Consider the following 14,844-nt stretch of genomic DNA (forward strand, 5'->3'; position numbering starts at 1 on the left):
TACCAAGTGTAAAAAATACAAATCTCTACATATTCAAGTATATGAAAAAGATTGAAGGTGTGTTGCAAAGTTCGACGCTCACATGTCTCTTTCCGGGAAATGCCGAAGGGGGCTTGAGCTATGACGACCAGTATCGAATTCGACGCCGTTTCAAATTCCTCGGACGAGCACACGACTGTTGGCGAACATCCGGTCTCGGCGGGCGTGCAAGTCGCGCAGGCCGCCGGCGGCCAGGCAGCGCAGAGCGGTGAACCTGTACCGGTCGATGTCGGCAAAGGCGCGCCGGCACAGGGCGCGGACAACGCGCAGAATGTACAGGGGGCAGACAAGCCGGCGGCGGACGCCAACGCTCCCGCCGGGAATGCGCCGGCGGCGAACGCGGCGGCCTCGAACGTTCCGCATGAATACCATGCCGAGGCCGGCAACGTCGTGAAGCTTCCGGCCAATGTCTCGATCGACAACATCAAGGTCGACGGACACAATCTCGTGCTGGTGCAGCCCGACGGATCCGAGATCGTCATCAAGGACGGCGCGCTGAACGTGCCGACCTTCATCATCGGCGACGTCGAAGTGCCGCGCGTTGCCCTGATCGCGGCCCTTGAATCCAGCCATGTCGATGTCGCCTTCGGCGCCGACGGCTCGATCTCAGCCGGCGGAAATGGCGCGCCCGGCAGCGCCGGTGGAAACTTCTCGGTTCCTCCCGGCGGTATCGGCGACGGCTTCGGCCTGACGTCGCTTTTGCCGCCGACGGCATTGCAGTTCGGACAGCCGGAGAACCGCGAGCTGTTCCCGTCCGTAGTCGATAGGGGCATTTCAGTCGTGGCCGTGTCATTGCTCAGCCCGGACGAGGCGGCCAGCGAGACCGGCCTGAACGGCGGACAGGGACAATCACCGGGCAGCGACGCGCCGAGCAACGCGGAAACGTCAAGCATCGGAACGATCAGCATCGATGCGCCGGACGGCATCGGATCGATCGTCATCAACGGCGTCACCGTCACCGGCACCGGCCAGCAGATCCAGGGCCAGTTCGGCTACCTGACCATCGTCTCGTTCGATCCGAACACCGGCGCTATCGAATACAATTATACGGTGACCGAGTCGGTCACGCATCCCAAACAGACGGACGGATTCGATCAGACCGACACGGTTCCGGACAATTTCAGCATCACCGTCACGGATTCAGACGGCGATACGGCCAGCACCACCTTTGCCGTCGCCATCATCGACGACGTGCCGACGGCGATCGCCGACACCGACAGCGTGGCGGCCGGTCAAATCGGCCCGGCGACCGGCAATGTGCTGGTTGGCGGCACCGATGCGGGCGATGCCAACACGACGGACGGCGTTGCCGACACCCAAGGCGCCGACGGCGCGACGGTGGTCGGCGTTGCCAAGGGCACGACAAATGCCGATCTGGACGACGCGAGCACGCTCAACACGGCGATCCAGGGCGCCTACGGCAAGCTGACGCTCCACGCCGACGGCAGCTACACCTATGTGCGCGACGCCAACACGCCCGGCGGCGTCAACGACGTCTTCACCTATACGATCAAGGACGGCGACGGCGACACCTCGCACACCACGCTGACGATCTCGATCGGCAACTCGACGCCCGAGATCACCGACCTGACGCCGGAGGCCCAGGGCGGCGACGTCGTCGTCAACGAGGATGACCTCTTGGCCAGCCGCGGATCCGGCGAGTCGGACGGCTCCGACACGTCAAAGGAAAGCACCACCCAGGGCGGCACCTTCACCATCCACTCGCCCGACGGCATCGCTTCGCTGGCGATCGACGGACATGACTTCATCACCAATGGCACGTTCACTGCCGGTTCCTTCACTACCGCTCTCGGCAATACGCTGGAAGTGACGGCCTACAATGCCGCCACCGGTGAAGTCACCTACACCTACACGCTCGTCGACAATGAAGCGCACGACGCAGTTCAGGGCTCCAACAGCCTGTTCGAGAATTTCGACGTCACGTTGACCGACCTGGACGGCCAGAGCGCCAACAGCACGCTCTCCGTCAATATCGTCGACGACGTGCCGACGGCTTCGACCGAGGCCCCGCAGAATGTCGCCGAGGGCGCGACGATCACCGGCACGCTGGACTTCGGCGCCGGCGCCGACGGCGCCACGGTGACGCATATCAACGGCACGCTGCTGGTCTTCGGCCAGGACGGCTACTCGCAGACGATCGACATCGGCGACGGCTCGATCAAGGTCAAGGCCGACGGCAGCTACTCGTTTACAGCCGACAATCCGGTGATCGGCACCGGCGCGGCTTCGGCGACCTATACGGTGACCGACAGCGACGGCGACACGTCAACGGCCGGCTTGAGCTTCGTCGTGACGGACGCCAACCATCCGACCGCCGGTACGGCGGCGGCCTCGGTCGACGATGACGGGCTTGCCGGCGGCAACGCCGCAAGCACGACGGGCGACATCGCCGTGCCAAATACCGATGGCGACAACAACGAAGCGACATTCTCGGGCACGCTCGGCGGCAGCCTCGGCGGCGACGGCGCGGGCGCCAATGGCTTCTCCTTCGCGGCTCTCAACGGTACCGGCGGCACGGTCGGCCAGGAGAGCGTGACCTATAGCTGGGATGCCGGCACCGACACGCTGACGGCGACAGGCCCGCGCGGCGCTCTGTTCACCGTCCATGTAACGAACCCGGCAACCGGCGCCTACACGGTGACGTTGCTCGACAATGTGGTCCACGCACAGGGTCCAAACGACGAGAACAATGCAACGGTCGATCTCGGCTATGTGATCACCGACGCCGACAGTTCCACTGCGTCGGGCACGCTGACCATCACCTTCAATGACGATGCACCGACGGCTTCGGTCGAGGCCTCGCAGAACGTCGCAGAAGGCGCAACGATCACCGGAACGCTGGACTTCGCCGCCGGCGCCGACGGCGCCACGGTGACGCATATCAACGGCACGCTGCTGGTCTTCGGCCAAGACGGCTACTCGCAGGCGATCGACATCGGCGACGGCCTCATCAAGGTCAAGGCCGACGGCAGTTACTCCTTTACCGCCGACAGCTCGGTTGCCGGCACTGGTGCCGCATCCGCAACCTACACGGTGACGGACGGCGATGGCGATACGGCGACCGCTGGCATCAGCTTCGTGGTGACCGATGCCAATACGCCGACGAGCGGCACGGCCGCGGCCTTGGTCGACGATGACGGTCTTGCAGGCGGCAATCCGGCGAGCACGATGGGTGACATCGACGCCAATATCGGCGATGCGGACGGTCCGGCCAGCAGCGAGGCGAGCTTCTCGGGCACGCTCGGCGGCAGCCTCGGCGGCGACGGCGCCGGCACCAACGGCTTCTCCTTCGCCACCCTTAACGGCACCTCCGGCACGGTTGGCCAGGAGAATGTGACTTATAGCTGGGACGCCGGCACCAACACGCTGACGGCGACCACCACCAGCGGCGACCGCATCGGCACCCCCTGTTCACGGTCCATGTGACGGATCCGGCAACCGGCGCCTATACGGTGACGCTGCTCGACAACGTGCTGCATGCGGGCGGCCCGAACGACGAGAACGCGATCGATCCGACGACCAGCCTGACCTACACCATCACCGATGCCGACAACTCGTCCGCGACCGGCACGCTGACCATCACCTTCGACGACGACGGGCCGTCGGTGACGATTGCCGCGGCCTCGACGGTCAAGGTCGCGCTTGACGAGACGGCGACTTCGAGCGGCGTCGCCACAATCGACACCGGCGCGATCGTGAAGGGCAACGATCCCGACGTGTCGGGCTCGGGCTATATCTCGACGGCGACGAGCGTCGGAGCGCTGGTGACGGTCAACGCGCTGTTCGGCGCGGATGGCGCCGCTGCCTCGGGCAGCACGGTCTATGCGCTGACGGTGACGAATGCCAACTCGGGCCTGACGCTGACGGACGGCTCGGCGATCAGCCTGCAGCTGGTCAATGGCGCGGTCGTCGGTGTCGTGTCCGGCGGCACGTTCAATGGCCAGGCGGCATTTGCGATCTCGATCAATGCGACAACCGGCGCGGTGACGGTCGAGCAGTATCTGTCGCTCGACCATCCGGCCGAAGCGACGGCCGGCAACGGCTTCAACAGCTATGACGAGACCCTGGCCCTGGCCAACGGCAGCCTCGGCGTGACCGTCACGGTCAAGGACGGCGACAACGACACGGCGACCAGCAATACGGCCGACGTGTCGAGCCAGATCACCTTCGACGACGACGGGCCGTCGGTGACGATTGCCGCGGCCTCGACGGTCAAGGTCGCGCTTGACGAGACGGCGACTTCGAGCGGCGTCGCCACAATCGACACCGGCGCGATCGTGAAGGGCAACGATCCCGACGTGTCGGGCTCGGGCTATATCTCGACGGCGACGAGCGTCGGAGCGCTGGTGACGGTCAACGCGCTGTTCGGCGCGGATGGCGCCGCTGCCTCGGGCAGCACGGTCTATGCGCTGACGGTGACGAATGCCAACTCGGGCCTGACGCTGACGGACGGCTCGGCGATCAGCCTGCAGCTGGTCAATGGCGCGGTCGTCGGTGTCGTGTCCGGCGGCACGTTCAATGGCCAGGCGGCATTTGCGATCTCGATCAATGCGACAACCGGCGCGGTGACGGTCGAGCAGTATCTGTCGCTCGACCATCCGGCCGAAGCGACGGCCGGCAACGGCTTCAACAGCTATGACGAGACCCTGGCCCTGGCCAACGGCAGCCTCGGCGTGACCGTCACGGTCAAGGACGGCGACAACGACACGGCGTCCAGCAACACGGCCGACGTGTCGAGCCAGATCACCTTCGACGACGACGGGCCGTCGGTGACGATTGCCGCGGCCTCGACGGTCAAGGTCGCGCTTGACGAGACGGCGACTTCGAGCGGCGTCGCCACAATCGACACCGGCGCGATCGTGAAGGGCAACGATCCCGACGTGTCGGGCTCGGGCTATATCTCGACGGCGACAGCGTCGGAGCGCTGGTGACGGTCAACGCGCTGTTCGGCGCGGATGGCGCCGCTGCCTCGGGCAGCACGGTCTATGCGCTGACGGTGACGAATGCCAACTCGGGCCTGACGCTGACGGACGGCTCGGCGATCAGCCTGCAGCTGGTCAATGGCGCGGTCGTCGGTGTCGTGTCCGGCGGCACGTTCAATGGCCAGGCGGCATTTGCGATCTCGATCAATGCGACAACCGGCGCGGTGACGGTCGAGCAGTATCTGTCGCTCGACCATCCGGCCGAAGCGACGGCCGGCAACGGCTTCAACAGCTATGACGAGACCCTGGCCCTGGCCAACGGCAGCCTCGGCGTGACCGTCACGGTCAAGGACGGCGACAACGACACGGCGTCCAGCAACACGGCCGACGTGTCGAGCCAGATCACCTTCGACGACGACGGGCCGTCGGTGACGATTGCCGCGGCCTCGACGGTCAAGGTCGCGCTTGACGAGACGGCGACTTCGAGCGGCGTCGCCACAATCGACACCGGCGCGATCGTGAAGGGCAACGATCCCGACGTGTCGGGCTCGGGCTATATCTCGACGGCGACAAGCGTCGGAGCGCTGGTGACGGTCAACGCGCTGTTCGGCGCGGATGGCGCCGCTGCCTCGGGCAGCACGGTCTATGCGCTGACGGTGACGAATGCCAACTCGGGCCTGACGCTGACGGACGGCTCGGCGATCAGCCTGCAGCTGGTCAATGGCGCGGTCGTCGGTGTCGTGTCCGGCGGCACGTTCAATGGCCAGGCGGCATTTGCGATCTCGATCAATGCGACAACCGGCGCGGTGACGGTCGAGCAGTATCTGTCGCTCGACCATCCGGCCGAAGCGACGGCCGGCAACGGCTTCAACAGCTATGACGAGACCCTGGCCCTGGCCAACGGCAGCCTCGGCGTGACCGTCACGGTCAAGGACGGCGACAACGACACGGCGTCCAGCAACACGGCCGACGTGTCGAGCCAGATCACCTTCGACGACGACGGGCCGTCGGTGACGATTGCCGCGGCCTCGACGGTCAAGGTCGCGCTTGACGAGACGGCGACTTCGAGCGGCGTCGCCACAATCGACACCGGCGCGATCGTGAAGGGCAACGATCCCGACGTGTCGGGCTCGGGCTATATCTCGACGGCGACGAGCGTCGGAGCGCTGGTGACGGTCAACGCGCTGTTCGGCGCGGATGGCGCCGCTGCCTCGGGCAGCACGGTCTATGCGCTGACGGTGACGAATGCCAACTCGGGCCTGACGCTGACGGACGGCTCGGCGATCAGCCTGCAGCTGGTCAATGGCGCGGTCGTCGGTGTCGTGTCCGGCGGCACGTTCAATGGCCAGGCGGCATTTGCGATCTCGATCAATGCGACAACCGGCGCGGTGACGGTCGAGCAGTATCTGTCGCTCGACCATCCGGCCGAAGCGACGGCCGGCAACGGCTTCAACAGCTATGACGAGACCCTGGCCCTGGCCAACGGCAGCCTCGGCGTGACCGTCACGGTCAAGGACGGCGACAACGACACGGCGACCAGCAACACGGCCGACGTGTCGAGCCAGATCACCTTCGACGACGACGGGCCGACCGTTCTCGACAAGACGGATCTCTATTTTTCCAACAGCGGGACCGTCAGCGGAACCGGTGTGTTCGACTACTCCATCGGTGCTGACGGACATGCGACCTACAGCAGCTTCATTTCCGACTTTGCGGCGATTACACTGACCGGCACTGTGGCCGGGAACGCTATCACCTCGCCGACCGTGACCTGGGCCTCCGAGACCTCGACTGAAGCCGTGTTCAACATCAGCTTCAGCTATCTCACGGGTGACGTGACAACCCAGGAAACGGGCACCCTCACTTTCGACAAGGTGGCGGGAACCTATACTGTTGATCTGGCCGACCCGATCAACTCCGTGACCGTGCTGACAACAAGCGGGGCAAGTGCTTTCGACGGCTACAACGCAGACGGTTCGGCGGATACCAGCGGGCCGGCGGCCGTCGTGGTAGCGCAGTTGGACACCAACTTCTTCGTCCAGTTCACCGCCGACAAACCGACCTCGGGTGGCAATGGTGTGCCACTGACGGCGACTGGAGCCCCTGGCAGCGCCACGGCGTATGCTGCGGGCGATCTCTTCCACGCCGCCGACACAGAGGTGTTTGCTAACAATGCCAATATCGGTACCGGCAGTGGCACGATCCAGCGCGGCGAAGTCGTCGACATGAATTTCTACACCTCTGACCCCGGAGCGAATACCAACAACCCCGCAGATGCCCAGGTGTCGTCGGTCTATTTCAAGGTTGAGCAGTTAGGAGCCGGCGAGGATTTTGTCGTCATCCTCAAGCTTCTGGATCCTGACACCAACCAGATCACGACGCGAGCCGTTGTGGTCGACTATGCGGATGTCTATCTGGCGGGTCAGAGCAATCCCTACAACATCAGCTATGGTAGTGCCGACGGCGTCGTCATCATCGAGAGCAATGACTACAACATCAATCCTGGCGAAAACTATGTCATTACCGGGATGCAATTGCTGACCTCGACCGAAGGTATCACCGGCTCCGGTATCAATCTGAATAAGGATACCGGCGATACAGGTGGATCGAGCGGCACTGAGGCCTTTACGAGCGACAACGACGTGATCAAGTTCACCGACATCGGTTTCGTCACGACGACCACCACTGCGCAAAATGCAGATCTGACCCTCAACGTCACCTTGAAAGACGCGGACGGCGATACGTCGACGGCACAGCAACTGGACGTTCACGTCGTCAATGGCGTTACCTATACCGGCACGGCGGATGCCGAGACCATGCAGGGCACGGCCAATGACGACATACTGAACGGCAACGGCGGCAATGATATCTTGCAGGGATTTGCCGGAGCCGACACGCTCAATGGCGGCGATGGCAACGATCTCCTGATCGGCGGCCTTGGTCACGACACGCTTGCCGGCGGCACAGGTGCCGACACGTTCAAGCTCGACCATCTCGAACTGAACATCAAGGACCTGATCACGGACTACAATGCCGGCGAAGGCGACAAGATCGATCTCACCGCGCTGTTCCAGACCGGTGGCGCCGACGTCGCCAACTTCGTGAAATATGACGCCGGCACAGGCGTTCTGAGCGTCGACACGGACGGAGCGGGCAACGGCGCCACTTTCGTCGAGGTTGCGGATCTGACGCCCCATCCGGCAGCCGGCACAATCAACATCCTTTACGACGATGGGATACACGCACAACCGCAAACGACGACCGTATAAGCGTGGCGTGAAGCCATACTCCCGTGCTATGCATTAGCGAACCATGAATTAGTAATTTGGAGAGGGACTTACATGAAGCGTGGTGCAAAACTTCTGGCTTCGGCCATAGCGCTGCTCTTGGCCGGATCGACGGGCTTTGCCGCCGACATCATCGGCGAGCCGGCGGTGAATTATTGCCGCACCGTCGGCACGTCGGACCTGGTGCTGACCGACAACATGGTCGAGCTCAAGGACCGGGTGGTGAAGCTGATGGACGACTCCATCGCCGTCGCCAACAGCCCGGAATGGATCAACTCGTCGCGCCCGGCCTTCGTCTGGGCATCGGAAGCCAAGGTCGCCTGCGGCAAGGCCTATGGCTACCTGAAGACGAACTACAAGGACGAGGACTACCTCAACAAGTGCGAGTGCTTCCACGACCGCATGGTCGAGTACATGCACTGAACTGACCCGCTGCGCCGATCGGCCGCGATGATGGTCATGAGAGCCTGGGCGGAGGCGGTTGCCTGCGCGTGCCCGGCGCCGGCTGACGCGTATGCCGGCGCCGCCTGGCATTTCCGGCGGCGTCGCTTCCGGGCCTTGCCGCTGCACACTTTTCCTGAAATTGCTCCAGGACATTTCACCGTTTCGCGGAAACGGCGAAATCTCCTATCTCTTTGTTTTGACGCAATTTCGGACGGAAAACCGCTGCACGCTTTTCCTGAAATTGCCCACTCGTGCCTTCATGCAATTCCGGACGGAAAACCGCTGCGCACTTTTCCTGGAATTGCTCACTCTTGCCTTCATGCAATTCCGGACGGAAAACCGCTGCGCACTTTTCCTGGAATTGCTCTGGCGCTCGTCGTTGTCGCCGCCGTCTCCGGCTGCCAGTCGAAGAACGGCGCATCGGCGGTGCTGGATCCCTCGGCGATCGCCGCGCCCGGCAGCCAGGCCAACAACCCCGCCGCCCAGCCCGCGCAGCAAGCCGGCGGCCCTGCAAGCCCCGCGCCGAAGGGAAATCTGACGCTCGGCACGGGCCCTACGAAGATAACGATGCTTTTGCCGCTCTCGGCCTCCGGCAGCGCCGGCGAGAACGGCAGGAAGATGTACGATGCCGCGCGCCTCGCGATGACCGATCTCGGCGACAAGCTGGTGACGCTGACGATCGAGGACACGCGCGGCGACAGCGCCTTAGCCAAGGACCTGGCGGTGAAGGCGATCACCTCGGGCGGCGCGAAGGCCATCATCGGCCCGGCCGAGATCGGCGCCGCGCAGCACCTTGCCAAGCTCTCCGGCACGCAGCGGCCGCCGGTGCTGGCGCTGGCCGACAATTTCGCCGGCGGCCCGGGCGTCTATTCGGTGCGCCTCAGCGAAGCCGACAGCGCGGCCGCGGGCGCGGCCGCCGTCGCCGGCAAGGGCGCCAAGAAATTCGTGCTCATGGTGCCGGCGGGCGCTGACGCCGGCGCCGTCGAGGCCAGGGTCGCCAACGCGCTCAGCATCTATGGCGCGGCGCTTGCCGTGACGCTCCCCTATTCGGCGTCGGACGGCGCGAAGGCGGCGTCCGACATGGGCTCGCTGGTCGACGCTCCCGACGCCGTCGTCGTCGCCAGCGGCGACGGCAGCCCCACCGCCGTGCTGGCGGCGCTGAAGGCGAAAGGCATTCCGGGCAAGACCGTGAGCCTGATCGGCACCGACCGCTGGCTCGAGCGTCCGATCGACCCGCTCTACGAGGGCGCCTATATCGCGACGCTCGACCAGGGCGAGACCGGACCGATCGCCGACCGTTTCAAGGCGACCTACAACTACCAGCCCGACGTCAACGTCGCCTACGCCTACGACATGGTGGCGCTGTCGGCCGGCATAGCGAGCTCGGTCGGCCCGAACGGCTTCTCCAAACAGGTGCTGGAGAATGCGAGCGGTTTTCGCGGCTCGACCGGCCTGTTCCGCTTCCGCGCCGACGGCTCGAGCCAAAGATCGATGCCGTTCTTCAAGGTGGAAAAAGGTAGACTGAAGCTGGTGGAGAAACAGACGGCTGGGTTTTAGAGGGGCGGCAAGCTCAGTTGAGCTGCTGCAATACCCCGGAACTCGTTGCCACCATGAGAGCTTGGTACATTTGCAAAGCTATCGTGCAGATCGCAGCCGCGGAGATGGGCACGCCAAACGGGACCACACCTTTTCGATCCATGTGTTGTACGTAGTGCCGAAACATTCCGGCCGGCAGCAGAAAAGGATTCTTGACCACAGCCGCCGTGGCGATGGCGAAAACCAGCAGCAACACCGAAAACACCGTGAGATTGCTTCCGCCAATCAGGAGCGGAGTGACAGCTATCAGTTTGACATCGCCGGCCCCGACCTTGCGCAGGACCCAGAACGGAAAGAGCGCGATGAACAGGATCAGGCCGGCGATGGCGCTCAGGCCCATATCCCACCATGACCCCGTCTGAACCGAGAAAAGCTGCAGCGAACCAAGGCCCATGCAAAGCAGCAGCAGAATGTCGCGGTTGGAGATCTTCTGGGTGGAGAAATCGACCCAGGCGACCCTCGCAAGCAATGGAACGGCCAACGCCTTGAGCAGCAACGACGCGGCAAGCAAAAGGCTCATGACCGCTCGATGTTGCGCACGCTGGAGGATAGAAGCTTCAAATTGTTGGCCACGGTCGGGTCGTTGGGCGCGAGCTCATAAGCCTTGAGGAAGTTGCTACGCGCCTCCTGCAGCTTGCCGCGCAGCAGGTAGGAATAGCCGACATTGTTGTAGTATTCCGGCGTCGCGCCGAGCAGTCGATAGGCGCGGCCATAGGCGAGGTCGGCCAGATCGAAGCGCCGGATGCGGTCGCAGGAGGCGGCAAGGCCGAGCCAAGCAACGCCATCGTTGGGCGCCAATCGTGTCGCCTTGTAGAAGAGCGCGCCCGCATTGCCGTAATTTTCGGAACGGAATTGGGTCTTGGCCTCGGTAACCGCCTGGTCCGAGGCGTAATAGTCGACGTCGCTGACCGTCTTCAGCCCATCGAAGGCGTCGCCGAAGGCGGTGTAGTCGCCTTTGGCCGGCTCGTTGGTGCGAACCACGCCGTCCGCGATGTCTTTTGTCTGGCAGCCCGCAAGGAAGATAAACAGCAGGCTAGTCGCGACTGCGAGGCGCTTTGGCCGCATCATTGTGTGTCCCACGAGTCCCCGAATCGGTTTTAGAGGCTAATCATACGGCCGGCTAGAAGAAAATGCCTCTCATGCGAATGATTACTGGCAACAGGACGATCATGAGCACCAGCGGAAAGATGCAGATGCCTAGAGGGATCATCATCTTGACCGGCAGCGCATTAGCTTGCTCCTCAGCCTGAAGGATTCTCTGTGTCCGCATTTCATCGCTGTAGATTCGCAGTGCCTCAGTCAGGCTGGTGCCGAGTTCCTCCGACTGCCGAAACAGCACGGCGAGCGAGCGCGCCTCCTCCAGGCCGATGCGATCCGCCAGCTCGCGCAACGCCTCGCGCAGCGGCTTGCCGGCGCGCAGTTGGAGGTTCATGATTGTCAGTTGGATGCCTAGCCATTTATGGGTGCCCGCCATTTCCTGACTGACCCGCTCGACTGCCGCTTCAAGGCTCATCCCGGCATCGGCACAGGTGATCATCATGTCCATGAAGTCGGGAAAGCCGCGGCGGTAGATCTTCTTCTGTGCATTCTCGAGACGATCCAGCATGATGCTCGGAATGACGAGGCAAGCGAGCCCGAACAGGGCGGATCCGGCCAGCGGGATAATGCCAGGCATTTGGGGCGGCACCACTGTTCTCAGCCCGGCATAGCAACCAAGAAACCCTACAGCGACGGCACCCATCCGAGACAGCGTGTAGATGACGGGCGCGCTGGATTGATAAAAGCCTGCCCGGAACAGCTTTGCCTCAAGCGCATTCGGGTCGCCGCGTTCCTTTTCGACCGAACGGAAATAAGCGTCTATCGGGCGCTGCGCAGCAATCCTTACCAATTGCTGCTGTGCATCGAGCGAACGCCGGTCGGTAATTCCTTCCGAGATCAGACTTTCGGTGACCAGCTTCCTCGTCTGCAGGACAGGCAAAAAGATGAGCGCGCCGAACAGGAAAAGCGCCACGGCAGCCAAGAAAACCGAAAGCGAGACCAGGAGCTCGGAATCTAGGATGTTCGAGAGAATAGTTATGTCCCGCTCCAATCAGTAATCGAAGTTGATCATGCGATACATAATGAAGTCGCCTAGCAGCGCCCAGCAGCCGAAGATCGTGAAGACCGGAAAAATCAAAGGATTGCCCCAAACCTTCCCATAGTAACTCGGAGCAACGATCGCAAGGATCAGGAACATGACGATCGGGAAGAGTGAGATGACCCACGCCGAGAAGCGACCTTCGGCGGAAAGCGCCCTGATCTTCAGTTTTAGCTTCTGTCTTTCACGCAGGACCTTGGATAGATTGGCAAGGATTTCGGTAAGATTGCCGCCTGTCCTGGACTGGATGGACAACGATACCGAAAGAAGCTGGAGCCCTTCGAAGCCGACGCGCTCCGACAGCTTTCGCGCAGCCTGCTCCATGCTGAGCCCGAAGGTGATTTCATCGGAGACGATGCCGAATTCAGTGCCAAGCGGGTCAGGCATTTCGCGCGCCACCAATCCGACCGCCACCGAGATTGGATGACCGGCGCGCAACGAGCGCACGATCATGTCGAGCGCGTCGGGCAGCTGCTTGGCAAATTTCATGATCCGCTTGTTGCGAGCCCGGCGAAGGTACAGCAGAGGCAGAACGAATCCAACAATGAGGAATGAAAGCAGAGTCGGGAACGCCGCTACCCTCGCCAGCACATTCAGAAGCAATGCCAGTATTAATCCTGCCAGGATAAAGCTGGTAGCAAGTGTCAGCGGATTTCCGGTGATGCCCGACTGAGTATAAAGCCTGTTCAGCCAAACCACGCCGAAAGCATAGTCGCCGGAGTTGGTCAAACCTCTCTCGCGCAGCAAACCTTGTAACGTCTTTTCCGCAGGAGCCTCTTCCGCAAGGCGTTTGAGCCGTCGGTTGATCGCGCCGGCTCGCGAACGGCCTTTGGAATAGGAAACGTAGAGTGCCTCGGCCGCCAAGATGACCGATGCAGCCGCCAGCACATAGATGAAATAGAGAAGGGTCTGGCCAGTCAGCATCAGAGCGCAACCTGTGGATTGAAAGCGTCCTTGGCGAAATGAAAACCCAAGGTCGCCGCTTCCTGTGCAAAGCGCGGACGGATGCCAGTGGCGCGAAATTCGCCAACAATCTGGCCGTCCGCGGCCACGTCGCGGCGGACAAAGTGATAGAGTTCCTGCAACTGGACGACGTTGCCCTCCATGCCGGTCAGTTCCGATATGGAAATCACCCGTCGACCGCCGTCCGAAAGACGCTGCGTCTGCACGATGATGTCGATGGCCGAAGCGATCTGCGCCCGAATGGATTCATGCGTCATGGGCATGCCGGCCATGCCGACCATTTGCTCCAATCGAGACAACGCGTCACGCGGCGTGTTGGCATGGATTGTCGTCATCGAGCCTTCGTGGCCGGTGTTCATGGCCTGCAACATGTCGAAGGCTTCTTCGCCGCGTACCTCGCCGACGATGATGCGATCGGGCCGCATGCGCAAGGCGTTCTTCACCAGCTCGCGCTGGCGCACCTCGCCCTTGCCCTCGACATTGGGGGGGCGGGTCTCCAGCCGGCCGACATGCGGCTGCTGGAGCTGCAGTTCCGCCGCGTCCTCGATGGTGATCAGGCGCTCCCTGGCCGGAATATAGCTCGACAAAGCATTGAGTAGTGTCGTCTTGCCGCTGCCGGTGCCACCTGAAACCAGGATCGACTTGCGCGCCTGCACAGCGATGCGCAGCAAGTCGACCATCGGCGGTCTGATCGAGTTGAAGGCGATCAGCCGTTCCAGGGAGTAAGGGTGCTTGGAGAATTTGCGGATCGACACCAGCGGACCGTCCACCGAGATCGGCCGCACCGCGATGTTGACGCGCGAGCCATCGTCGAGGCGCGCATCGACCATCGGCGCGGACTCGTCGACCCTTCGACCGATATTGGAAACGATCTTGTTGACGACGCGCAACAGATGCGCCTCGTCGCGGAAGCGGATCGAGGTTTCCTCGAGCACGCCCCGGCGCTCGATGAAGACGTGGTTGTGGGTGTTGATCAGGATGTCGGCGATCGAGTCATCCTTGAGCAGCGGCTCGATCGGGCCGAGCCCTAGCATCTCGTCGGCAGTGTCGCTGGTCAGTTGATCGAGTTCGCGCGCGTTGAGCGGCACGTTTCGATTGCGAACGAACTCCCGCACGATCGGCCGGATCTCGTTCAGGATCTCATCCTTGGAGGCATTTTCGAGAGCCGTCAGATTGAAGCGGTCGATGAGATGACGGTGCAGCTCGACCTTGAGTGTCAGGAAATCGTCATTCTGTTCGGCTTCCACCGCGGGAGCGCTTGCCGATCCGTTAGAAGGCACGACGGCTGGCGCCGGCTGCAGCGCTCGCTGTTCATTCGATCCTTTGATGAAGCGACCAAGCATGCCGCTCTACCCCCTGCGACTACCCCGGATTGAAACTAAGCGTTAACCACGAGGGGCACAAGCGTCTGGAGGACACACTGAGCATATTACTT

The 14,844-nt window shown here is 62.7% G+C and carries 11 protein-coding genes; 5 read left to right on the top strand and 6 right to left on the bottom strand.

The window, feature by feature from the left end:
- Window positions 1-120 precede the first annotated feature (120 nt).
- The 4 genes from EJ071_RS35460 to EJ071_RS35475 all read left to right on the top strand — a co-directional run bounded on the left by EJ071_RS35460 (window position 121) and on the right by EJ071_RS35475 (window position 8,692).
- Window positions 121-3,486 (top strand): VCBS domain-containing protein, encoded by a 3,366-nt coding sequence (locus tag EJ071_RS35460; RefSeq protein ID WP_126102002.1) that lies wholly within the window; start codon window positions 121-123, stop codon window positions 3,484-3,486.
- Window positions 3,483-4,991 (top strand): DUF5801 repeats-in-toxin domain-containing protein, encoded by a 1,509-nt coding sequence (locus EJ071_RS35465; protein WP_126102003.1) that lies wholly within the window; start codon window positions 3,483-3,485, stop codon window positions 4,989-4,991. The genes EJ071_RS35460 and EJ071_RS35465 overlap by 4 nt, the downstream gene beginning before the upstream one ends.
- Window positions 4,988-8,251, top strand: coding sequence for a DUF5801 repeats-in-toxin domain-containing protein (locus tag EJ071_RS35470; RefSeq protein WP_126102004.1), 3,264 nt, complete (start codon window positions 4,988-4,990; stop codon window positions 8,249-8,251). The genes EJ071_RS35465 and EJ071_RS35470 overlap by 4 nt, the downstream gene beginning before the upstream one ends.
- 72 nt (window positions 8,252-8,323) lie before the next feature.
- Window positions 8,324-8,692: a hypothetical protein gene (locus EJ071_RS35475; RefSeq protein ID WP_126102005.1), complete on the top strand. Its 369-nt coding sequence runs from the start codon at window positions 8,324-8,326 to the stop codon at window positions 8,690-8,692.
- Between the two features lie 338 nt (window positions 8,693-9,030).
- Here the strand turns inward: EJ071_RS35475 and EJ071_RS39855 are convergent, their stop codons facing one another.
- Entirely contained in the window at window positions 9,031-9,183 is a 153-nt protein-coding gene (locus EJ071_RS39855; RefSeq protein ID WP_245460092.1) for a hypothetical protein, read from the bottom strand.
- Window positions 9,184-9,280: 97 nt separating this feature from the next.
- Here EJ071_RS39855 and EJ071_RS39860 point away from each other — a divergent pair, with 97 nt between their 5' ends.
- Complete coding sequence (locus tag EJ071_RS39860; RefSeq protein WP_245460093.1) at window positions 9,281-10,270, top strand: ABC transporter substrate-binding protein; 990 nt, start codon at window positions 9,281-9,283, stop codon at window positions 10,268-10,270.
- 13 nt (window positions 10,271-10,283) lie between these two features.
- On the opposite strand, the gene EJ071_RS35485 is transcribed toward EJ071_RS39860, so the two are convergent.
- The 5 genes from EJ071_RS35485 to EJ071_RS35505 are packed head-to-tail and all read right to left on the bottom strand — an operon-like array spanning window position 10,284 to window position 14,752.
- Window positions 10,284-10,829, bottom strand: a complete 546-nt coding sequence (locus EJ071_RS35485; protein WP_126102007.1) for a prepilin peptidase — start codon at window positions 10,827-10,829, stop codon at window positions 10,284-10,286.
- Window positions 10,826-11,377: a tetratricopeptide repeat protein gene (locus EJ071_RS35490; protein WP_126102008.1), complete on the bottom strand. Its 552-nt coding sequence runs from the start codon at window positions 11,375-11,377 to the stop codon at window positions 10,826-10,828. The genes EJ071_RS35485 and EJ071_RS35490 overlap by 4 nt, the downstream gene beginning before the upstream one ends.
- A 52-nt stretch (window positions 11,378-11,429) precedes the next feature.
- On the bottom strand, window positions 11,430-12,398 hold the full coding sequence (locus EJ071_RS35495) for a type II secretion system F family protein (RefSeq protein WP_245460094.1): 969 nt from the start codon (window positions 12,396-12,398) through the stop codon (window positions 11,430-11,432).
- Window positions 12,399-13,370 (bottom strand): type II secretion system F family protein, encoded by a 972-nt coding sequence (locus EJ071_RS35500; RefSeq protein WP_126102009.1) that lies wholly within the window; start codon window positions 13,368-13,370, stop codon window positions 12,399-12,401. It lies immediately after the preceding gene.
- Window positions 13,370-14,752, bottom strand: coding sequence for a CpaF family protein (locus EJ071_RS35505; RefSeq protein ID WP_126102010.1), 1,383 nt, complete (start codon window positions 14,750-14,752; stop codon window positions 13,370-13,372). The genes EJ071_RS35500 and EJ071_RS35505 overlap by 1 nt, the downstream gene beginning before the upstream one ends.
- Window positions 14,753-14,844 lie beyond the last annotated feature (92 nt).

The sequence above is a fragment of the Mesorhizobium sp. M1B.F.Ca.ET.045.04.1.1 genome (genome assembly GCF_003952465.1).
GTDB lineage: Bacteria > Pseudomonadota > Alphaproteobacteria > Rhizobiales > Rhizobiaceae > Mesorhizobium > Mesorhizobium shonense.